Below are 19,786 nucleotides of genomic sequence, written 5' to 3'. Positions count from 1 at the left end.
GCTTAGCCGAGGTTGCGTACAACAAAAGGACCCAGCCAGTTAGCCAGGCCAAGGGGCATCCGGCGCCATGTGCTGATCATGAGTTTGTACTTGGCATTGTTCGGGTTGTTTTGCGGAATGGCGTCACGCTTGTAAAGGCAATACTCATAGTGCAGCGGCGTGGGCTCAAAGCCCCAGTTTTTCTTGAACGCATAGGGACCCGTGCCCTGCTTGCTGCGACCATAGTCAAACACCTTCAGACCGCGGGCACATGCACGGCGCATGAGCTCCCAGTATTTGAAGTCATTGGCAGCAAGATCGCGTGCGCGTTCGTCATCCCCGGCGTAATAGGGCAAGACTTCGTCACGAAAATAAAAACTGAGCACACTGCTCAGCGGACGGCCATCGGATGAAGTGACGGTGAGCACTTCACAGTCCGCACCGAACTCGCGTTGCAATGCTTTGAAATATTTCTTGGGCATGGCCGGTGTTCCGTGACGGTGAACATTGTCGGCAAACAGGGCGAAGAATCGGTCAACCGTGGTGTCAATTTCGCTGACCAGCCCATTCTTGATACCTTTGCGAACCATGGCGCGCTGCTTGCGCGGAATGGCAAGCATATTGGCCTCTTCGTCCGCCAGAATTTCCTTTCGGAAAGTTACGTACAGATCCTGAGTCGGCCAGTCGGCATGACGCCGGTTGACATTGCGCAGCTCAAGATGTGCCACGCCGAGCTCGCGAGCAAGTTGCTGGGCTTCATGCTCCAGAGCATCGGCAGCCTCAGCACTTGTCGCCGCAACGCCGCCGTACACTGCAAAAGGCAAACCAGTCAGCGCATTGCCGAAGAGCCAGCTGTTGACGTGACCCAGCGGCAACACACCCTGAATTTGCCCGTTTGATTCGGCATACAAGAAATAGGTGTCGTGGCGAAACACATCGCGAACAATGTTTTGCCAGCCTGCGCGGTGAAAAAAAGTAGCTTCCGGGCAGGCCAGTACGAACTCATCCCATCGCGTAGCGGTTGCGAGGTCTTGGACTTGCAGTCGTTTGACAGTCAGCGATAAGTTCTCAGACGACTGCAACATGTTTGGTAAAACGGTCCAGAAAAATCTGGTCCATACGGCCCCAGTTGAAATCGCTCAGCAGTTGGTTCAAACGACCGTCCATGCGGGAGATGTTCACGTAATGCCGAAAACGGGTTTTTGCGCCAATGCCTTCGATGCGCGGCTGCTCAGTGTCGATCTCCCATGGGTGGAAATAAAACACACCGGACTCTCTGTCCTGCGCGTTCACCCGATTGAGCATCCACCGCGAAAGTGCATAAGGCAACAATCTGAAATAGCCCCCACCACTGGAAGGAAAATTTCGACCGAACATGCGCAGTGTGGTGATCGGCACTTCCATCAGGGTTGGCCGCACTTCGTAGGCAAACCGAGGGGAATCCGGCATGCCATAGTGGTCATGCTGAATGGGGTAAATGCTTGAGCTGTAACGGTAACCGGCTCTCGCCAGGCAATCAAACGCCCAAAGGTTGTCGGAACCAATGGAAAAACTGGGTGCGCGGTAGCCTTTGACCTCCGTGTCTGACAAATCCTCCAGCAGAACCTTGGCCAGATGAATGTCGGAATAGAACGCATCTTCCGTCTGGTCGCTGGCACGCTCATGGCCATAGCCGTGGCTGGCCAGCTCATGTCCTTGCTGGACAATTTGGCGAATCAATTGCGGGTAGCGTTCTGCAATCCAACCAAGCGTAAAGAAGGTTGCTTTGGTGTCATGGTTGGCCAGGATTTCCAGAATGCGGTTGATGTTCCGCTCAACGCGGCATTCGCGACTATTCCATTCGGAACGGGCAATGTGGGGCGCAAATGCGGAGACTTGAAAATAGTCTTCAACATCAATCGTCAGCGCATTGGTAATAGGGGTCAACATACCACGCGCTATTTGACTTCCAACGGCAAAGCCTGACTGGCTTGCTTACCCATCAGCCATTGGTACAAATCTGAAGCGATACGTTCGGCGGCGTGGCCGTCCCAATACTCAGGGACTCGACCACGCTTGCCCCGTCCAGCCAGAATTTCTTGCACCCCGGTCAAAATGGCAGTGCGATCGCGCCCCACCAGAATGTTGGTGCCCTGCTCCACCGTGATGGGCCGCTCTGTGTTTTCTCTCAGCGTCAAACACGGGACCCCTAGCGCAGTGGTCTCTTCTTGCAGGCCACCAGAATCGGTCAAAACCACGGTCGCACCGGCCATGAGCCCCAACATTTCAAGATAGCCCTGCGGTGGCAAAAAAACCATGCAATCAGGATTGATCATGCCCATCAAACCAAAACGCTCGATATTGCCACGGGTTCGTGGATGGAGCGCAAAGATCAAAGGCAAACTGGAAGCAACGTCGCCAAGGCCCCCTAGCAGATCGCGCAGGGTTTCAGCATGGTCCACATTGGAAGGCCGGTGCAAGGTCACAACGCCATATCCCAAAGGATGATTCAACACTGCAGGATTCGCGTTGCAGGCTGCCAAGGTCTCTTTGGCGCTACGGGCATTGGCGCGACCAAAAACCACGGAGTCGATCATCACGTTTCCCGCGAAACAAACCCGGTCGGACGGGATCCCCTCCAAACGCAAATTCTCTTCAGCCGTGCGCTCGGTGGTGTAAAGCCGATCCGAAATCTGATCCGTGAGAATGCGGTTGATTTCTTCGGGCATTGCACGGTCGTAACTGCGAAGACCGGCCTCAATGTGCACAACCGGAATCCCTTTTTTGACCGCCACCAAAGAGCAGGCAAGCGTGGAATTGACATCACCGACCACGGCCACGCAGGATGGTTTGTGCGCATCCACGATGGGCTCAAATCTGCGCATCACCTCAGCGGTTTGAATAGCATGCGTGCCGGAGCCGACTTCGAGGTTGACATCCGGCCGAGGCAAGCGAAGATCCTCAAACAGGCGATCGCTCATGTCCTTGTCATAGTGCTGGCCCGTATGTACCAGCAGCACGGGAATAGGCGGGCTGTGTGCCGCCATCGCCCGCAAAATGGGGGCCATTTTCATGAAATTGGGACGAGCGCCTACGACACAAATCACCGGACCCAACGTACTCATTGATTGTTCTCCGGGGCAGGCTTGGAGACAGCCGTAACCAGTTTTTGGAGCATGACAAGAATCTCCAGATTGATGCGCTCCAGCCGCAACACGCTTCGTTCAAGACGCCGCAGGCGCCCATCGTATTGCTCAGCCTCCAAGCCGTCAATTTGACTCGAAATGGCGCCAGCAAGACCGGGTTTGATATGCAATTTGGCCAGGTCAATGTCGAGCGCAGTCGTGGCTCGCAAGTCCTGTATTCCGGAGTCGTCCCAGTCAGACCGATCAGCCTGTGCTTTGCTGGCGGGGACCGCAGATTCTTCGTGTATTTCACTCACGACTTCATTGACATCTTCCAGACCAAAGGCATCTTTGCTTCCCAGAAAACCCAGCAGCAACAAACGATCGCAGATAAGGTTGACCCGGCGCGGAATTCCGCCAGAGGCCTTGAAGATGGCCTCAAAGGCGGCGGCGTCAAAGGTGGGGCGACCCGCTGCACCGGCACACTTCAATCGATGCTCAATATAACCTTGGGTTTCGCCCAGATCCAGTGGCCCAATGTGGCAGGTTGCAGTGACTCGCTGCCTGAGTTGCTGCATGGAGGGACTTTGCAGGATGGTGCGAAACTCGGGCTGCCCCACCAAAAAGGTCTGCAACAGGGCTTGCTGACCAAACTGAAAATTCGACAACATGCGAAGCTCTTCCACTGCCCGCGGAGTGAGGTTTTGGGCTTCGTCAACCACCAGCAGGCACCGCTTGCCCTGGCTGGTCTGATTGACCAGAAAGGCCTCCAGGGCCATCAACACATCTGCTTTTGAGATATCTTTAACCCGAACACCAAAGGCTGCACCAACCATGCGCAAGGTGTCTTCTGCGTCGAGTTGCGTGGTGACCAGATTGGCGGCAACGACCTTATCGGGGTCGAGACTGGCAAGCAAACCACGCACAATAGTGGTCTTGCCCGCGCCAACCTCACCCGTGATGACGATAAAGCCCTCATTCCTTTGCACGCCGTACTCAAGATAAGCTTTGGCCCGACGGTGCTGCTTGCTACCGAAATAAAAACTGGGATCGGGGTTGAGCTGGAAAGGCTTGCTGCTTAAGCCGTAAAAAGCTTCGTACATGGATCAGAACTGCACATTCAAATTGCCGGTGACGGCGGTTTCGCCATAGGACGAAGTAATCCCCGAAGAAACAACCCGTCGCGCGCTCAAGGTCGCGGAGGATTGCTTGCCGACCTTGCCCGAGACGCTGACATTGAGAGACTGAAGGCGGGAGTCCTGTGTGCTCAAAACCCCGGAGGTATTCTGGCGGGACAAAAGAACACCTAAAGAGTAGTCAGGGGTCAGCCGATGCGCGTAATTGACATTGAAACCATTTTGACGCACGACAGATGAACTCGAAAAGTCATCAATACCCACCGACACGGTGTCGAGCCGGGTGCTCTCGTTACGCGTCGCAATGAACGTGACCGTGTCACGCACACCCAGCAATACAAATGACAAATCCTGCCGACGTTGCAAAGACACAGCCGAAGTCAGCGAACTGGTTACCACGGTCGCAGTAGGACTGATATTGTTGGCCTGCAAATAGGTATTCACCAACTGCGCCCGCAAAACGGGATTGGGCTGCAGCGATGCAAACTGGCTGTACAGCAGGTCGTAGACAGTCCCCAAACTGGCGATACCCGCTTGGCTTGGCGTTGCAGAAGCATCTTTCGAATCCGAGAATCGCCAAACAGTGCGCGCCGTCCGATGTTCAAGGCTCAGCGCAAACCCATCCCCAAAGGACCGGTGACTCTGGGACGCAGACAACTTGGTCATTTCCGAAGGTGTCCAAGTCAAACCCACGCTACTCGTGTCATAGGCTTTCTTGTCAATGCTGGTGTAGTTGTTCGACTCGCGTCCAGCACTTGCGAAGACATTCAATTGAGACGTCAAAGCGTAAGACAAACCAAGATTTACCTGATCCACCTCCGTGGGCCGCCCTGCGCTGTAGTCCACACGCTGCTGACTCAGGTCTGCCGACCAACCAAGACTCCTGAAGCCGCTACCGCCACTGAACTTGACGGAACCATCGGTCGTCGCAACACCCGAACCGGCCGCCGAATCACTCTGCGTCAAAGTACGACTGAGACGCGCCTCGTAATTAGCCAGACTGCCAACACGGCCTCGCAGATAGGGCGACAGCCGGTAGTTGGAGACCTCGGTTTTGTTCGAATTAATCGATGTGCTGCCGATGGACTGCGTACCAAATGCCGAGATCGCCTGCTGCGAAATCGAACCGCTGAAATCAAGGAATGCCCAATTATCGACAGCCTCAAAAGTACCAAAAGTATTCAACGCATTTTGGGAGCGTCCAGGTGACGAGTTCTGGGCGTAAACAACCTCACTCAGCGAATAGTCAAAAAAAGTTTTGAGCCGAGCACTCTCAATGCTGAGCCGAATGCCGGGGCTGATTTCAGTGATTTGCTCCGACTGCTTGCCAGTGCTGCTCAATCGCACGTTGTCGGTCAGGGTTTCAGAAACAGAAACCCGCGGCACCAGCGTCACCGTACGTTTTACCCCCGCCCCTGCGCCAGATTCCTGCGCATGCGCGCCAGCCGCCACAGCGACCGACATGGCGAACAGCAGGCTATTCTTGCTGCTCATACCCGTGCCCATAACCATATCCATAACCGTATCCGGCACGGCCTTTGAACAAACTGGTAACCTGATTCAGCAGCATCAACTTGATTGGGCACGCCTCAATGGTGGACAACGCAAGTTTCACATCAGACTGCAAGGTTTGGCCCGCTCGCACGACCACCACAATTTGCCCCATGTGGGATGCGAGCACCCGGGCCTCGGTAGTAAGAAGTAGCGGGGGAGAATCAAAAACAATAATTCGATCTGGATAGCGCTTGGCCATATCGTCCAGCAGTCGAATCATGGCATCGCTTGCCAATAGCTCGGTGGCCCGCGCATGTGGCGTACCGCTTGGCAGAATAGTCAACTTGTCAATATTGGTCTTTAGCAGCACGCTTGACAATTCGACAGACTCATCAACCACCAGGTCCATCAGCCCCGGCCCCGTCTCAAGACCCAGTACATTCATGACCGATGGTCGTGCAACATCGGCGTCTACCAACATGACTGTATTGTCCAACTCCATGGCGATGCTCAAGGCCAAATTAATGGCAGTGAAACTTTTGCCTTCGCCTGGCAAAGCACTGGTCACCATGATCAAGTTGCCATTCGGAATGACCGATGCACCTTTGCCCATGGCATTTTTGATCAATGGTCGCTTGATCACCTTGAACTGATCTGCAATTTGGGATCGCGGCGCATTGGGACTGACAATACCGGCCTGTGACAGGGCATCCAGATCGATCTCAATCCGACGGGACAAGGATGCAGGCGAGGCTATCTGTACATCTGGCACAGGCAGCTGCTTGGCAATAGGAGGGGGCGCAACCGGTGATGCGACAGGCACATCGGCACCGGCCTGGCGAAGCTGCTCCAGGCGTTTGGCGGCTTGTTCGATCAGGCTACTCATATTTGATTCATCCTGCGCGCCCTGAGAGCAGGGACAAAGCGATCATCCCCGCAACGAATACAAGCAGCAAACCCGCTGTAGCACCCAGGAACTTTTTCAATTCAGTCTTTCTACGCAGCGTTGCACCATCACCCATGACCAAAGTGACTACACCAAGCAGAGGCAAGCCAAGTCCCTCGCTCATGGCGCGGGCATCGTAGAAAACGGCGCGCACCTGGCTGAGGATGAAGGTGACCATCAACCCGGCACCCAGGGCAACAATCAAAGCCAAAGGCATGAGCAACAGGCGGTTAGGCGCCACAGGATTAGCAGAAGCCCTTGGTGGGTCGATCAAACGAAAATCTGCGACGCCCGCAGCGCTTTCCAGATCGCCAGACAATGATGCCGACTCTCGACGTGCAACGAGATCGTTGTAGTTCTTCTTGTTGATGTCGTAGTCACGATTCAACTGGGCAAATTCGGCTTCGATCTGGGGTGCGACTTTCATTAGCTCACGCGCTCGATTGAAACGTGCCTCGTATTCACCCACCCGGGCGCGAAGTGATGCCACCTGCACTTCCGAAGTGGCCAACATGCGATTGAGCTCCTGATACGCCAAACTATTGGATGACGCAGCGGCCGGATTGGCCATTGCAGTCTTGCGCAACTCGGCCACTTCTTTGCGTTTGAGATCCTCCAACTCCTTGATCAGACGTCGGGCACTGGCAACATCAGGATGCTGCTCGGTAAACCGCTGCAGCAAGCTGTCGAGATTGCGTTTTTGCGCGTCAATCCGGCTATCGATTTCAGGCGTGGAAATCGACAATGCCGACTCCTGCAAAAGACTGCGTGACGTCACATTGGCATTTTGTGATTTCTCCGCATCCAGTTGCCGCTTGGCTGCATCGCGCGCGTTCTCCGCTTCGCGCAACTCCAGCCGGGCCTGACTGAGCTGCGCACTCACGGCGCCAAGCTGCCCGGCCATGTCCTTGCCATCGGCTGTTTGAAGCTCGATGTTGCGAACCTTGAATTCTTTCAAACGCGTTTCGGCTTCTTCAAGCTTGGCCACATAGGTCTTGATCTGTTCATCAATGAATTTTTTGGCTGTGTCGGAATCCTTGCGCGAGTCACCCAAGCTGGATTCAACAAAGATGGAGACCAGTGACTGGATTACCTTTTTCGCTTTCTCAGGGCTTGGATCACGAAATGACAATACGTACAAATTGTCGCGGCCGACATTCTTGATTTCAAGCGTCTTGGTAAGTCGCTCAATCAGCGCCTCTTGCGCTTCCTTGGATTTGCTGCCCAAATCCAGATCAGCCATACGGATCAGCTTCTCAACATTGGGGCGACTGATAAGGGTGCGACTCAGCATTACGACTTGCTGCTCAACGTTGGGCTGCACGGCCAAGCCAGACATCAAGGGCTTCAAGATCGACTGGGTGTCAACAAAAATACGGGCAGTGGCCTCGTACTTGTCAGGCACTGCAAGCACCACTACCGCACCGATGACGGTAACCACCCACGCCACCATCAGGCCCACCCAGCGATGCTTCCACATGCCACGGACAACGGTAGTTATTTGGCCAATCAGCTCATCCATCAGGTCGCGTCTTTGTGATCAGGGTTCAAACGCTGCAGCCGCCTTATCAGGCGATGCAGCAAGCAGGGTGAAAGGGCCTTAGAACCAGCCTTGCGGGATGATGAGGATATCGCCCGGCTTCATTTCCACGTTCGCAGAAATGTCGCCGCGCTTGATCAGATCCTTGAGTCTCACAGAGTAACGTTTATCTCCCTCAGAGGCACGCGTAATGGATGCGCCATTGCCATCTGCAAAATCAGTCAGACCACCCACGGCGATCATCACATCCAGCACGGTCATTTTTTGCTTGTAGGGAAGCGCCTGAGGCTTTGCGGCCTCCCCCACCACGCGAATTTGCTCGCTGTAGGGGCCAACAAAACTGGTAACGATGATCGTCACGACAGGGTCACGCACCAACTTGCTCAACGCTTTTTCGACGTCACGGGCAATTTCGACAGAGGTTTTGCCTTGCGCCACCAGCTCATCTACCAATGGTGTGGAGACCTTGCCATCGGGTCGCACCGGGACCGACATGGACAACTCCGGATTGCGCCAGACGATGATATTGAGCGTATCACCAGCGCCAACGATGTAGTTATAGCCGGGTGTTGCTGCAACTGGCGGCGCGGCCGGATACGATGAATATCCGGCGCATGCGGTAAGCAAACCGGCAATCAAACCCAGCGCAACCCAACGGAACGCGGCTGTCATGGTGGTGTGTAAACTTTTCAAAGCGTATCCCCTGTGCGAGTTGGAGGCGAAGGTCGATCCTCGAATCGCAGAATATAGCGCATTTGCCTAGGAAAACACCAACAATTCTCACGTTATCAAGCAGCCTGGCTGAAAGACGTAACTATTTCACACTAATGCAGGGCGGCGAGGGAGAAGAGCATTGAAACTGCGCCCGCCATAAAATCAAACACTATGACGAAGCTGTTAATGGTCTGCATGGGAAATATCTGCCGCTCTCCGATGGCACAAGCGGTCGCCCAGAAAATGGCCGTTGAGGCGGGACTCGCCAAACAGTTGCATTTCGATTCAGCGGGGACTCACGCACATCACGCTGGCGAGCGGCCGGACCCCAGGGCCGAAACAACTTTATCGAGCAGGGGCTACGATGCGAAACGCATTCGTTCACGCAAAATTGTGTTACAGGATTTTGAGCGTTTCGACCTGATTTTGGCGATGGACTCCAGCAACCTGACCGATTTACGGCGAATCTGCCCCCCGCCGCACCTCAACAAGGTTCGCCTCTTTCTCGACTTTGCCGACGGAATCACTGAAACTGAGGTGCCAGACCCCTACTACGGCAACCTGGCAGGATTTGATCGCGTTCTGGACTTGTGCGAGGCCGGCGCCGGCGGGCTGGTCAAGCGCTGGGGCTCTCCTAACTACACTTTGTAGTATTCGCGATACCAGGCCACAAAGCGGCCAACACCCTCTTGAATGCTGGTACCAGGTACAAATCCAACCCAATCATTCAAGGCGTCCGTGTTCGCGTAAGTTGCGGGCACATCACCGTCTTGCAGGGGCAGCAGGTTTTTTTCAGCCTTCTTTCCCACTGCATCCTCGATACAAGCAATGAAATCCAGCAGGGGCACGGGGTTGTTGTTGCCAATATTGAACACGCGGTAAGGGGCATTGCTGGTAGCAGGGTCGGCAAGCGCAGCGTCGTAAGCGGGATTGGGAGCCGCGACACGGTCAAGCACACGAATCACGCCTTCAACAATGTCGTCGACAAAAGTGAAGTCTCGCTGCATCTTGCCGTAGTTGAAGACGTCAATGGGGCGACCATCCAAGATGGCTTTGGTAAACAAAAATAGTGCCATGTCCGGCCGACCCCAAGGGCCATACACCGTGAAAAAACGCAGCCCCGTGGTAGGCAGGCCAAACAAATGACTGTAGGTGTGCGCCATCAATTCATTGGCCTTTTTGGTGGCCGCGTACAGGCTGATGGGGTGATCGACACTGTCATGCTCGGAAAACGGCATTTTCGTGTTGCCACCATACACACTGGAGCTTGACGCATACACCAGATGCTGCACCTTGTTGTGGCGACAGCCTTCGAGAATGTTGGTGAAACCAACCACATTGCTGTCTATATAGGCATGCGGGTTTTGCAGGGAATAACGCACACCCGCCTGGGCCGCAAGATGAATGACGCGATCAAATTTCTCGACCTCGAACAGCTGGGCCATACCCGTCCGATCAGCCACATCCATCTTCACAAAGCGGAAACCTGGGTGCGAAGTCAGGCGATTCAGCCGGCTTTCTTTCAAGGTAACGTCATAGTAATCATTGAGATTATCCAAGCCGACCACTTCGTCGCCACGCGCCAACAAGCGCAAGGTCGTGGTCATGCCGATGAAGCCAGCCGCTCCCGTCAATAGTATTTTCATAGCCCGATGTTCAACCAGCAGTTAATTCGCGCTGATCTTAACCTTTGCTGACATCGGCAAAAAACGAACTCACCAGCTTGGCAGCAATACCCAGCGTGCCATCCTTGCGGTCAACCCTCGTGACCTCACCCTCGCAAACCAACTTCAATTTCTCGCCCCGCACATTCACCTCGACGGTAAATTGCACACGCGAGCCCGGCTCCTGAGTGGTTTCAGTTTCAAAGTAAATTCCGGTTGCGCTGATGTTGCGAGTCAAGCCCTGCACACCCCCCATCTCAACAGCCAAGGCGGTGTCAAATCGGTCTGCGCCCCGATCGTGCTTGACGCCCGGGGGTTGGTTTTGTGTTTTCTTGTGTTCCATGCTTCAACAACGACATCAGCTGCCAGACCCTGCGTTTTGTACAAACCCTCAGCATAAACTGTGCCGACGAAAAATCAAAGCCGGCTAAGCCGTGAAAAATCAACGACTTACCTACTTTTTCGGTGTCTTCCCGCTCTGATTAAGCCGCTAGCGTTGTCGGGCTGTAAATTAAACCGACAAGGCCTGGGCATTGAATAGGCATGTAAACTGAAAAAGACACCCCAGGAGCAAGCAATGAACCTATCGTTGGCGATCAATCAATGGCAAGCACTTCTTGGCGAGCGACAGGTTCTGCTTGGTGAAGCAGTGACTGCCACCTACGGAAGCGACACCAGCGGGGGCGTGCGCCACATACCTGCGGCTCTGCAGATCACTGATCACGCCAGTTTGCCGGCCGTCATGCGCATCGCCAGCGAGCATCATGTTCCGGTATATCCCATCAGCACCGGAAAGAACTGGGGTTACGGCAGTTCGCTCCCGGCGCAGAATGGCTGCGTCATCCTAGATTTGGGGCGTCTGACAAAAATCATCCATTTTGATGCAGAGCTGGGCGTGATCACGGTAGAGCCAGGGGTGACGCAGGGCATGCTCGCAGATTTTCTGGAGGCCGGGAATCACCCTTATCTTGTGCCGGTGACGGGTGCGGGTCCTAGCTGCAGCCTGCTCAGCAACGCACTGGAGCGCGGCTACGGCGTGACGCCCCATGTAGACCACTTTGGCGCGGTAACGGACATTGAAGCGGTATTGGCCGATGGCACGCTGTACCGTACAGCCCTGCGAGAGGCAGGCGGCGAAGAATTGGCACGGCTGTTTAAATATGGTGTGGGTCCCTATTTCACCGGACTGTTCACGCAAAGCGGGTTCGGCATCGTCACCCGCATGTCCATCGTCCTGTCGCGCCGACCCGAGTGCGTCAAGGTGTGTTTTTTCGGTCTGCGCGACGACGCCTTGCTGGAACCCGCCGTAGAGGCGATCCGGGCCATCCTGATCAAACTGCCCGGCACGGTAGGCGCCATCAACCTGATGAACCAGCATCGGGTATTGAGCATGTCTGCCCCTTACCCGGTCGACAGGGTGGGGCCCGATGGCCTGATTCCCCAAGCAACGATTGACGCACTGGGGCGCGAATACCAGGCCATGCCCTGGACAGGATTTGCCACCCTGTATGGCACCCGACGGGTGGTGGCCGCCGCGCAGGAAGAAATGAAAACGGCACTGGCGGGCGTGGCCAGCCGAATGATGTTCCTGACCCCTGAAAGAGCCCGGACTCTGGCGAATCTGGCCAAATGGATTCCTGGGCAAATGGGCAAGCGATTGACCAGCATGACCAGCACCTTGGCCAAGTCACTCCAACTGGTCGCCGGCCGCCCCAATGAAACCGCGCTGCCACTGGCCTATTGGCGCAACCCCGATTTCGCACCCGCCCAGCCAGACGAACCGAAGAACCCGGCACGCGACGGCTGTGGACTGACGTGGTACGCCCCGCTGGTGCCCATGCGCCCTGCTGGGGTTCGCGCCTATGTCAACATGGTCAAGAAAATTGCGCCGAAGCACGGGATCGAGCCTTTAATCACCTTCACATCCCTTAGCGATCGCCTATTTGATAGCACGGTGCCTTTGATATTCGAACGCAGTCGGCCTGAAGCGGTTGCCGCAGCGGCCGCCTGCTACAAGGAATTGTTTGAAACGGGGCGGACTCATGGCTGGTTTCCCTACCGGGTAGGCGTAGACACCATGCAAACGCTGATGGACCTGCAATCTGACTCCAAAGTGTTCCAGTCCCGACTGCGCAAGGACCTGGACCCGCATGACATCCTGTCACCGGGGCGGTACCGCTAGCCCCCCAAATAACTGTCGACCTCCTTTACACCGGGGTAACCCATATTTTGCAATTTCGCAGATCCGGCAAAAAAATCCTAGTAAATTCAAGCACTTATGAATTTCCATCAAATCTGGCACAGTCTGTGCATATATTGATGCGTGCAGGGCGAAATACTCCCTCTACAGATCACTAATCTCAAGGAGTTATTATGAAATTGTTTAAAAAAGTACTTGCAGGTGTTGCAGTAGCAGCAGCTTTGGCAACTTCAGCACAAGCCAGCATGATCAATGTTGGTGGCGTGACATGGGATCCAGATTCTTCCTTTGACTTTTCTGGTACCAGTGCCACTACAGTTCAAAACATCAACCCAGGAACTGGCGAGTTGAGCGGTTATGGTGCTATCACCATTCTGAACAACACTAACCAGGCATCTTTTTGTGCGGGTTGCGAGTTGACCATCAAGTATTCCGGTTACACCCCTATTGGCGGCAATGCAGTTCCCGGCATTGCTGGTGGCGGCACCCAGATTCAGTACACCGGTGGTGTGGTTCAAATTTTTGTTGACTCTACACCTGAGACAAATGGTGGGCTGAACATGACAGCCGCCAATACGGGCGACGGCGTGCTGTGGTTGTCTTTGGTGGGTCACTCTATCGGTAACAGCCTGATTACCCTGACCGGCACCAACTTCTTCCCAGCATTGCTCCAAGGCGGTGGATTGCTGGATGTGACAGGTGGATTGGCAGCTGGCAACATCAATACGAATGCGATGTTGGACGGTGCTGACTTGCTGTTCTCCAGCTCGTTCACTCGCTTCCCCGGTGGCTCGCCACTGAACGCGACAGGCGTGGCTACCTTTGATGGCAACTCGATCCCTGAACCAGAATCCCTCGCCCTGGTTGGCTTGGGCCTCTTGGGTCTGGCTGCAGCACGTCGCCGCAAATCGGTCTAATTAGAACTGTCGGTTCTTTTTACACTCAAAAAAGCCCGCTTCGGCGGGCTTTTTTACGTCTGGGTACGTTGAGCTTCGTAGAAAGAGTATTTACCAACACTCAATTCCCCAGCGCAAGAGCGGTTGAACCGCCCCCAAGTTTTAACGCGCTGAGCCGGGCAAACCGAGTCGTTTGCAGATTGCCAGCGTCGCCACGCTCTGGTTCATGGCATAGAAATGCAGACCGGGAGCGCCACCGGCGCGAAGCTGTTCGCACAAATCAGTGACCACATCCAGACCGAAGGCTTTGATGGAGGCGATGTCGTCCCCCAAACTCTGCAGGCGCAGGCGAATCCAGCGGGGAATTTCGGCACCGCAGGCGTCACTGAAACGCATGAGCTGGGTGGAACTGGTGATGGGCATGATGCCAGGCACGACCGGAATAGCCAGCCCCATCGCATCGACTTCCTCCACAAAGCGAAAGTAGGCGTCGGCGTTGTAAAAGTACTGGGTGATGGCGGAATTGGCGCCAGCCCTGACTTTGGCAGCGAAGGCCTGCAGGTCTGCGGCAGGGGATTTGGCTTGCGGATGAATCTCGGGGTAAGCGGCCACTTCGATCTGGAAGTCATCTCCGGTCTCCGTCCGGATAAAGGCTACCAGATCGCTGGCGTATTGGAACTCGCCGCCAGCGCCGTAGCCGCTGGGGAGATCGCCTCGCAAGGCGACCAGGCGTTTCACACCCATGGCCTTGAGTTCGGTCAATTGCTCCCGCACCGTGGCTTTGGTGGCCCCCACGCATGAAAAGTGGGACGCAGCCGGCACGCCTTCGGCCAGGATTTCACGCACGGTGGAGAACGTGCCTTCCTGCGTGGAACCACCGGCACCAAAGGTGACCGAGCAAAACTCGGGCTGGAGAGCGTACAACTGCTGGCGCACAGCGCGCAGCTTTTCTACACCTTCCGGGGTCTTGGGCGGAAAGAATTCAATGCTGACAGGGGTGTGAGAAGTCACGGTCATGTTGGGTCCAGTCTGCGGGCGCAGATGAAAAATTCGCGGTTGCCGTCGCCGCCTTCGATGGGCGAATCGAACCAGTCGGTCACCGTCAGTGCGAGGTCGGTACAGGCTTCACGCAGGCGTTGCTCGATCAGCGGGAAGTAAGCGGCGTCTTTGACGATGCCGCCTTTGCCCACCTGGCCCGGCTGCAGTTCAAACTGCGGCTTAACCAGAGTGAGCAAGGTGCCGCCCATCTTGAGCAAAGGCACCAGAGCCGGCAGCACCAGGGTTTGCGAGATGAAGGACAGGTCAGCCACGATGAGGTCGAACTCGGGCGCAAACTCGGACGTTTGAGCACCTTCACCTTCGTCGTCAGGCTCGCCTTCTTCGAGGCTGAATTGCCCATCAGCCCCGGTACTGTCTTCGTAAGCCGCTATCAAATCAGAAGCTGTCAGTGCGCGCGCATTGACCTTTTCGACACACAGCACGCGCGGATCAGCGCGCAAACTGGGGTGCAATTGGGCACTGCCCACATCCACGCCAACCACGGACCTGGCACCGTGCTTCAGCAGGCAATCGGTGAAACCACCCGTGGATTGCCCCACATCCAGACAGGCCAAGCCCGCCACCGGCAAGCCGACGTGTTTCAAGGCGGCCTCCAGTTTCAGGCCACCCCGGGACACGTAACGTGCCTCGGCGTCGTTCAGCAAGCGCACGGGGGCGTCATCGGGTACTTCGTCACCGTTTTTGGTGACGGTTTTCCATTCCTCGCCGCCGCTGCTGAATTTATGCCACTGCACACCGTCGGCAATCAGCCGCTGCGCTTGTGAGCGAGTGCTCGCCAAGCCGCGGGCTACCAGCAGTTGGTCTATACGCATCGGTTGTTACCGCTTAGTAGCGGTAGGTGTCCTTTTTGTACGGGCCAGCTTTGTTCACGCCAAGGTAGGCAGCTTGCTCCGCGGTCAATTCGGACAACATGGCGCCCACCTTGTTCAGGTGCAAGCGCGCCACCTTCTCGTCCAGGTGCTTGGGCAGCACATAAACCTTGCCATTTTTGTATTCCTTGGGCTTGGTGAACAGCTCGATCTGGGCGATCGTCTGGTTCGCAAAGCTGGACGACATGACAAAGCTGGGGTGGCCAGTACCGCAACCCAGGTTCACCAAACGGCCCTTGGCCAGCAGAATGATGCGCTTCGCGGGCTTCTTGCCCTTGGCTGGGAAAATCACGTGATCCACCTGAGGCTTGATCTCTTCCCACTTCAGTTTTTCCAGCGAGGCGACGTCGATTTCATTGTCAAAGTGACCAATGTTGCAAACGATGGCCTGGTCTTTCATGGCCTCCATGTGCTTGTAATTGATGACGTTCTTGTTGCCGGTGGCGGTCACGAAAATGTCGGCCTTGTCGGCTGCGTATTCCATGGTGACAACCTTGTAGCCTTCCATGGCCGCTTGCAGGGCGTTGATAGGATCAATTTCGGTGACCCAGACCTGGGCGCTCAAGGCGCGCAGGGCCTGCGCGGAACCCTTGCCCACGTCGCCATAACCGGCGACCACGGCAACCTTGCCCGCGATCATCACGTCGGTAGCGCGCTTGATGGCATCGACCAAAGACTCGCGGCAACCGTACAGGTTGTCGAACTTGCTCTTGGTCACCGAGTCGTTCACGTTGATGGCGCGGAAGGCCAGCGTACCCTTGGCCGACATTTCTTCCAGACGCATCACGCCGGTGGTGGTTTCTTCGGTGACGCCGATGATGTTCTTCAGGCGGCGGCTGTACCAGGTGGGGTCGACCTTGAGCTTGGCCTTGATGCTGTTGAACAGGCAGATTTCTTCTTCGCTGCCAGGCTTGGACAGGACTTTGATGTCTTTCTCGGCCTTGGCACCCAGGTGCATCAGCAAAGTGGCATCGCCGCCATCGTCCAGAATCATGTTCGGGCCTTCGGTCTTGGAGCCTTTGGGGCCGAATTCGAAGATGCGGTGGGTGTAGTCCCAATAGTCCACCAGGTTTTCGCCTTTGTAGGCAAACACAGGCGTACCGGCCGCCACCAGGGCGGCGGCGGCGTGGTCCTGGGTGGAAAAAATGTTGCACGAAGCCCAGCGCACCTGCGCACCCAAGGCCTGCAGGGTCTCGACCAGCACGCCGGTCTGAATGGTCATGTGCAGGGAGCCGGTGATACGCGCGCCCTTGAGCGGCTGCGCTTTGGCGAATTCTTCACGAATCGCCATCAAACCGGGCATTTCAGTCTGGGCAATGTTGAGTTCTTTGCGACCCCAGGGGGCCAGGGCCAGGTCGGCAATGACGTAATCTTGATCTTTGACGGGTTTCAGCACGCTCATGGGTAACTCCAAAAAGTATTTTTGAAAACCACTGTCTGTGCGGGAGTAACTTTGGGGAAAGACTCACCTCACAGAGCAGTGGGTGAGCGCGGTTGATGCGGTGGCAGGTACTGGTCCTGACCACGCGGTCCGAGCCTCGTTCACCCTGTGTGAACTGCAACGCTCCTCGGAAGGCGATAATTCTACCTTTTCCAGACTTTCCTTGTCTATGGGCCCGCGCCAGCGTCGCCCCGAAGACGCGCTAAACCGTCGCATCCAGCTCAAACTCATGTCTTATCAAGCCGAAACAAGGCGCCGTCGCACCTTTGCCATCATCTCCCACCCTGACGCAGGCAAGACCACCTTGACCGAAAAGCTGTTGCTGTTTTCGGGCGCGATCCAGATTGCCGGCTCGGTCAAGGCACGCAAGGCCACGCGCCATGCCACCAGCGACTGGATGGAGATCGAGAAGCAGCGCGGCATTTCGGTGGCGTCCTCCGTGATGCAGATGGTTTACCGCGACCATGTGATCAACCTGCTGGACACGCCCGGACACAAGGACTTCTCGGAGGACACCTACCGCGTCCTGACTGCCGTGGACTCAGCGCTGATGGTGATTGACGCGGCCAACGGCGTGGAGGCGCAGACCCGCCGTCTGATCGAGGTGTGCCGCCAACGCGATACGCCCATCATCACCTTTGTCAACAAGATGGACCGCGAGGTGCGCGAGCCGCTGGACATTCTGGACGAGATCGAACGTGAGCTGGGCATGCCCTGCGTGCCCATGACCTGGCCCGTGGGCCAGGGCAAGACTTTCGGCGGTATCGTGAACCTGCGTACGCAGATGATGACGGTGTTTGATGGCGGCAAGGACCGTCGCCCGCAGGATTTCGAGTCCATGCCGCTGAGCGACCCGCAAGCGCTGGAAAAGCGCTTTGGCCACGAATGGACCACGGCCATGGAAAGCATGGAACTGGCCACCGGCGCCTCCCCCACCTGGGACCATGCCGCTTTTCTGGCCGGCAAGCAGACACCGGTGTTTTTTGGTTCGGGCGTGAACAACTTTGGCGTGATGGAGGTACTGGACGCGCTGGTGGATCTGGCCCCCAGCCCTCAGCCCCGCACCAGCACGGCCATCGTCAACCGCCAGCCCGTGGTCAAGGTCATCCAGCCGGAAGACGATGCTTTCTCCGGCGTGGTGTTCAAGGTGCAGGCCAATATGGACGCCAACCACCGCGACCGCATTGCCTTTGTGCGCATGGCCTCGGGCAAGTACACGCCGGGCATGAAGCTCAAAGTCATGCGCACCAGCAAAGAACTGCGTCCCACCAGCGTGGTGACCTTCATGAGCCAACGCCGCGAAGCGGTGGAAGAAGCCTATGCCGGCGACATCGTGGGCTTCACCACCCACGGCGGAGTGCAGTTGGGCGACACCATCACGGACGGCAGCGTGAACCTGATGTACACCGGCCTGCCTTTCTTTGCGCCCGAGCTGTTCATGACGGTGGTACTGAAGAACCCCTTGCGTACCAAGCAACTGCAGCAAGGCCTGGCGCAACTGGGTGAAGAAGGTGCCATCCAGGTATTTCGCCCCGAGGTGGGCGGCAACATGCTGCTGGGCGCCGTCGGCCAGTTGCAGTTTGAAGTGGTGCAGCACCGCCTCAAAGGCGAATACGACGCCGACATCCGTTTGGAGGGCAGCCAGTACACCGGCGCGCGCTGGATTACCGCCGACACGCCGCAGGAATTAAAAGCCTTCTGCGACGCCTACCCCATGCGCATGGCACGCGATGCGGCCGACACACTGGCCTATCTGTGCACCAGCCCCTACGACGTGCGACTGGCGCAGGAGCGCTTTCCCAAAATTCATTTCCATCCGCTGCGCGAGCATGCGGGCTTGGCGCTGCAGTCAGCGGGCTAGATGCTGCCCCTGACCTCGTGGCCTGCCGCTGACCGCCGCAACATCGTGGGCGTGTTCACCGACATCGACGATACGCTGACCACCGAGGGCGCCATCACCCCGGATGCGTTGCAGGCACTGGGGCAACTCAAGAGCTCGGGCCTGCATGTGATCCCAATCACCGGCCGCCCGATTGGCTGGAGCGAGCCCTTTGCACGCGGTGATGCGGCGCGTGGCATTGCGCCCTGGCCGGTCGATGCGATCGTGGCGGAAAACGGTGCAGTCGCCTTTTCCTTGAATAAAAACAGTCCTCAGCCTTCGTGGAATATGCCTGGGGAGCTATCAAAACTATATCAACAGGATACTGCCACGCGTGCGGCCAACTTCGCGCGAATGCAGGAGGTGGCAACGCAGGTGCTGCGCGAAGTGCCGGGCGCCCGGCTCTCAAGAGACTCATCCGGACGCGAAACTGACATTGCCATCGACCACAGCGAATTCACACATCTGCCACCGGCCCGGATTGCCCAGGTGGTGGCACTGATGCAGCGTGCGGGCATGAGCGCCACGGTCAGCAGCATTCACATCAACGGCTGGTACGGCGCCCACAACAAATTTGAAGGTGCCCGCTGGATCGTGCGCGAGCTGTTTGCTCGCGATCTGGATACCGAATTGACGCGCTGGGTTTACGTGGGCGACTCCACCAACGACCAGTTGATGTTCGAGCACTTCCCCCACAGTGTGGGGGTGGCCAACATCCGCCGCTTTGAGGCGGAACTGACCCACCACCCGCGCTATATCACCCCATCAGAGCGGGGCACGGGTTTCGCAGAAGTCGCCGCTGCGCTTTTGCAGGTTCGCAAAGCTTAGGCACCGGCCCATGGGACACCGCTTGCCGGAACCGGTT

18 protein-coding genes and 1 riboswitch are annotated in these 19,786 nt (G+C 56.5%); of the genes, 5 read left to right on the top strand and 13 right to left on the bottom strand.

Annotated elements, in window-relative coordinates:
- Positions 1 to 2: 2 nt before the first annotated feature.
- The 8 genes from IV109_RS04355 to IV109_RS04320 form a co-directional block, all read right to left on the bottom strand.
- A complete protein-coding gene (locus tag IV109_RS04355) occupies positions 3 to 1,064 on the bottom strand; it encodes a FemAB family XrtA/PEP-CTERM system-associated protein (RefSeq protein ID WP_296692740.1) in 1,062 nt (353 codons plus the stop codon).
- The gene (locus tag IV109_RS04350) at positions 1,048 to 1,908 is read right to left on the bottom strand and encodes an XrtA system polysaccharide deacetylase (RefSeq protein WP_296692738.1); all 861 of its coding nucleotides are present in this window, start codon (positions 1,906 to 1,908) and stop codon (positions 1,048 to 1,050) included. Before IV109_RS04350 ends, IV109_RS04355 begins: the two co-directional genes overlap by 17 nt.
- A gap of 8 nt (positions 1,909 to 1,916) precedes the next feature.
- Positions 1,917 to 3,083, bottom strand: a complete 1,167-nt coding sequence (wecB, locus tag IV109_RS04345; protein ID WP_296692736.1) for a UDP-N-acetylglucosamine 2-epimerase (non-hydrolyzing) — start codon at positions 3,081 to 3,083, stop codon at positions 1,917 to 1,919.
- Entirely contained in the window at positions 3,080 to 4,186 is a 1,107-nt protein-coding gene (locus IV109_RS04340) for an XrtA/PEP-CTERM system-associated ATPase (protein WP_296692734.1), read from the bottom strand. Before IV109_RS04340 ends, wecB begins: the two co-directional genes overlap by 4 nt.
- 3 nt (positions 4,187 to 4,189) lie before the next feature.
- The gene (locus IV109_RS04335; RefSeq protein ID WP_296692732.1) at positions 4,190 to 5,713 is read right to left on the bottom strand and encodes a TIGR03016 family PEP-CTERM system-associated outer membrane protein; all 1,524 of its coding nucleotides are present in this window, start codon (positions 5,711 to 5,713) and stop codon (positions 4,190 to 4,192) included.
- The gene (locus IV109_RS04330) at positions 5,697 to 6,599 is read right to left on the bottom strand and encodes an XrtA-associated tyrosine autokinase (protein WP_296692730.1); all 903 of its coding nucleotides are present in this window, start codon (positions 6,597 to 6,599) and stop codon (positions 5,697 to 5,699) included. The genes IV109_RS04335 and IV109_RS04330 overlap by 17 nt, the downstream gene beginning before the upstream one ends.
- 7 nt (positions 6,600 to 6,606) lie before the next feature.
- Positions 6,607 to 8,181 (bottom strand): XrtA system polysaccharide chain length determinant, encoded by a 1,575-nt coding sequence (locus tag IV109_RS04325; RefSeq protein WP_296692727.1) that lies wholly within the window; start codon positions 8,179 to 8,181, stop codon positions 6,607 to 6,609.
- A 78-nt stretch (positions 8,182 to 8,259) separates the two neighbouring features.
- A complete protein-coding gene (locus tag IV109_RS04320; RefSeq protein WP_296692724.1) occupies positions 8,260 to 8,871 on the bottom strand; it encodes an XrtA/PEP-CTERM system exopolysaccharide export protein in 612 nt (203 codons plus the stop codon).
- Between the two features lie 213 nt (positions 8,872 to 9,084).
- On the opposite strand from IV109_RS04320, the gene IV109_RS04315 reads away from it, so the two are divergent.
- On the top strand, positions 9,085 to 9,564 hold the full coding sequence (locus IV109_RS04315; RefSeq protein ID WP_296692721.1) for a low molecular weight protein-tyrosine-phosphatase: 480 nt from the start codon (positions 9,085 to 9,087) through the stop codon (positions 9,562 to 9,564).
- Here IV109_RS04315 and IV109_RS04310 read toward each other — a convergent pair.
- A complete protein-coding gene (locus IV109_RS04310; RefSeq protein WP_296692718.1) occupies positions 9,552 to 10,559 on the bottom strand; it encodes an NAD-dependent epimerase in 1,008 nt (335 codons plus the stop codon). The genes IV109_RS04315 and IV109_RS04310 overlap by 13 nt on opposite strands.
- A gap of 37 nt (positions 10,560 to 10,596) precedes the next feature.
- Positions 10,597 to 10,920: a PilZ domain-containing protein gene (locus IV109_RS04305; protein ID WP_296692717.1), complete on the bottom strand. Its 324-nt coding sequence runs from the start codon at positions 10,918 to 10,920 to the stop codon at positions 10,597 to 10,599.
- Positions 10,921 to 11,154: 234 nt separating this feature from the next.
- Between IV109_RS04305 and IV109_RS04300 the strand changes: the two genes are divergently transcribed.
- Together IV109_RS04300 and IV109_RS04295 are read left to right on the top strand one after the other, a co-directional pair.
- Positions 11,155 to 12,759: an FAD-binding oxidoreductase gene (locus tag IV109_RS04300; RefSeq protein WP_296692714.1), complete on the top strand. Its 1,605-nt coding sequence runs from the start codon at positions 11,155 to 11,157 to the stop codon at positions 12,757 to 12,759.
- A 191-nt stretch (positions 12,760 to 12,950) separates the two neighbouring features.
- On the top strand, positions 12,951 to 13,694 hold the full coding sequence (locus IV109_RS04295; protein WP_296692711.1) for a PEP-CTERM sorting domain-containing protein: 744 nt from the start codon (positions 12,951 to 12,953) through the stop codon (positions 13,692 to 13,694).
- A 141-nt stretch (positions 13,695 to 13,835) separates the two neighbouring features.
- Here the strand turns inward: IV109_RS04295 and metF are convergent, their stop codons facing one another.
- Genes metF through ahcY form a run of 3 tightly spaced genes read right to left on the bottom strand, consistent with a single transcriptional unit; the run spans position 13,836 to position 17,003 of the window.
- The gene (gene metF / locus IV109_RS04290; RefSeq protein ID WP_296692708.1) at positions 13,836 to 14,690 is read right to left on the bottom strand and encodes a methylenetetrahydrofolate reductase [NAD(P)H]; all 855 of its coding nucleotides are present in this window, start codon (positions 14,688 to 14,690) and stop codon (positions 13,836 to 13,838) included.
- Positions 14,687 to 15,544, bottom strand: coding sequence for a TlyA family RNA methyltransferase (locus tag IV109_RS04285; RefSeq protein ID WP_296692706.1), 858 nt, complete (start codon positions 15,542 to 15,544; stop codon positions 14,687 to 14,689). Before IV109_RS04285 ends, metF begins: the two co-directional genes overlap by 4 nt.
- A gap of 13 nt (positions 15,545 to 15,557) precedes the next feature.
- Positions 15,558 to 17,003 carry an adenosylhomocysteinase gene (gene ahcY, locus IV109_RS04280; protein ID WP_296692703.1) on the bottom strand — a complete coding sequence of 482 codons (1,446 nt, stop codon included), beginning with the start codon at positions 17,001 to 17,003 and terminating at the stop codon, positions 15,558 to 15,560.
- Positions 17,004 to 17,080: 77 nt separating this feature from the next.
- A riboswitch (S-adenosyl-L-homocysteine riboswitch) is annotated at positions 17,081 to 17,177 on the bottom strand.
- 94 nt (positions 17,178 to 17,271) lie between these two features.
- On the opposite strand from ahcY, the gene IV109_RS04275 reads away from it, so the two are divergent.
- Positions 17,272 to 18,903: a peptide chain release factor 3 gene (locus IV109_RS04275; RefSeq protein WP_296692698.1), complete on the top strand. Its 1,632-nt coding sequence runs from the start codon at positions 17,272 to 17,274 to the stop codon at positions 18,901 to 18,903.
- Positions 18,904 to 19,749, top strand: coding sequence for an HAD family hydrolase (locus tag IV109_RS04270; protein WP_296692695.1), 846 nt, complete (start codon positions 18,904 to 18,906; stop codon positions 19,747 to 19,749).
- The last annotated feature ends 37 nt before the right edge of the window (positions 19,750 to 19,786 follow it).

It is taken from the genome of Rhodoferax sp. (assembly GCF_018780565.1).
GTDB lineage: Bacteria > Pseudomonadota > Gammaproteobacteria > Burkholderiales > Burkholderiaceae_C > Rhodoferax.
The sequence above is the reverse complement of the archived record's forward strand: the minus strand, read 5'-3'. Positions and strand labels throughout refer to the sequence as shown.

Excerpts from the sequence above, each read along its gene's own strand:
- IV109_RS04275 (WP_296692698.1), top strand. The coding sequence starts at position 17,272 with ATGTCTTATCAAGCCGAAACAAGGCGCCGTCGCACCTTTGCCATCATC.
- IV109_RS04310 (WP_296692718.1), bottom strand. The coding sequence starts at position 10,559 with ATGAAAATACTATTGACGGGAGCGGCTGGCTTCATCGGCATGACCACG.
- IV109_RS04320 (WP_296692724.1), bottom strand. The coding sequence starts at position 8,871 with ATGACAGCCGCGTTCCGTTGGGTTGCGCTGGGTTTGATTGCCGGTTTG.
- IV109_RS04315 (WP_296692721.1), top strand. The coding sequence starts at position 9,085 with ATGACGAAGCTGTTAATGGTCTGCATGGGAAATATCTGCCGCTCTCCG.
- metF (WP_296692708.1), bottom strand. The coding sequence starts at position 14,690 with ATGACCGTGACTTCTCACACCCCTGTCAGCATTGAATTCTTTCCGCCC.
- ahcY (WP_296692703.1), bottom strand. The coding sequence starts at position 17,003 with ATGAGCGTGCTGAAACCCGTCAAAGATCAAGATTACGTCATTGCCGAC.
- wecB (WP_296692736.1), bottom strand. The coding sequence starts at position 3,083 with ATGAGTACGTTGGGTCCGGTGATTTGTGTCGTAGGCGCTCGTCCCAAT.
- IV109_RS04295 (WP_296692711.1), top strand. The coding sequence starts at position 12,951 with ATGAAATTGTTTAAAAAAGTACTTGCAGGTGTTGCAGTAGCAGCAGCT.
- IV109_RS04300 (WP_296692714.1), top strand. The coding sequence starts at position 11,155 with ATGAACCTATCGTTGGCGATCAATCAATGGCAAGCACTTCTTGGCGAG.
- IV109_RS04340 (WP_296692734.1), bottom strand. The coding sequence starts at position 4,186 with ATGTACGAAGCTTTTTACGGCTTAAGCAGCAAGCCTTTCCAGCTCAAC.
- IV109_RS04270 (WP_296692695.1), top strand. The coding sequence starts at position 18,904 with ATGCTGCCCCTGACCTCGTGGCCTGCCGCTGACCGCCGCAACATCGTG.
- IV109_RS04355 (WP_296692740.1), bottom strand. The coding sequence starts at position 1,064 with ATGTTGCAGTCGTCTGAGAACTTATCGCTGACTGTCAAACGACTGCAA.
- IV109_RS04350 (WP_296692738.1), bottom strand. The coding sequence starts at position 1,908 with ATGTTGACCCCTATTACCAATGCGCTGACGATTGATGTTGAAGACTAT.
- IV109_RS04335 (WP_296692732.1), bottom strand. The coding sequence starts at position 5,713 with ATGAGCAGCAAGAATAGCCTGCTGTTCGCCATGTCGGTCGCTGTGGCG.
- IV109_RS04330 (WP_296692730.1), bottom strand. The coding sequence starts at position 6,599 with ATGAGTAGCCTGATCGAACAAGCCGCCAAACGCCTGGAGCAGCTTCGC.
- IV109_RS04285 (WP_296692706.1), bottom strand. The coding sequence starts at position 15,544 with ATGCGTATAGACCAACTGCTGGTAGCCCGCGGCTTGGCGAGCACTCGC.
- IV109_RS04305 (WP_296692717.1), bottom strand. The coding sequence starts at position 10,920 with ATGGAACACAAGAAAACACAAAACCAACCCCCGGGCGTCAAGCACGAT.
- IV109_RS04325 (WP_296692727.1), bottom strand. The coding sequence starts at position 8,181 with ATGGATGAGCTGATTGGCCAAATAACTACCGTTGTCCGTGGCATGTGG.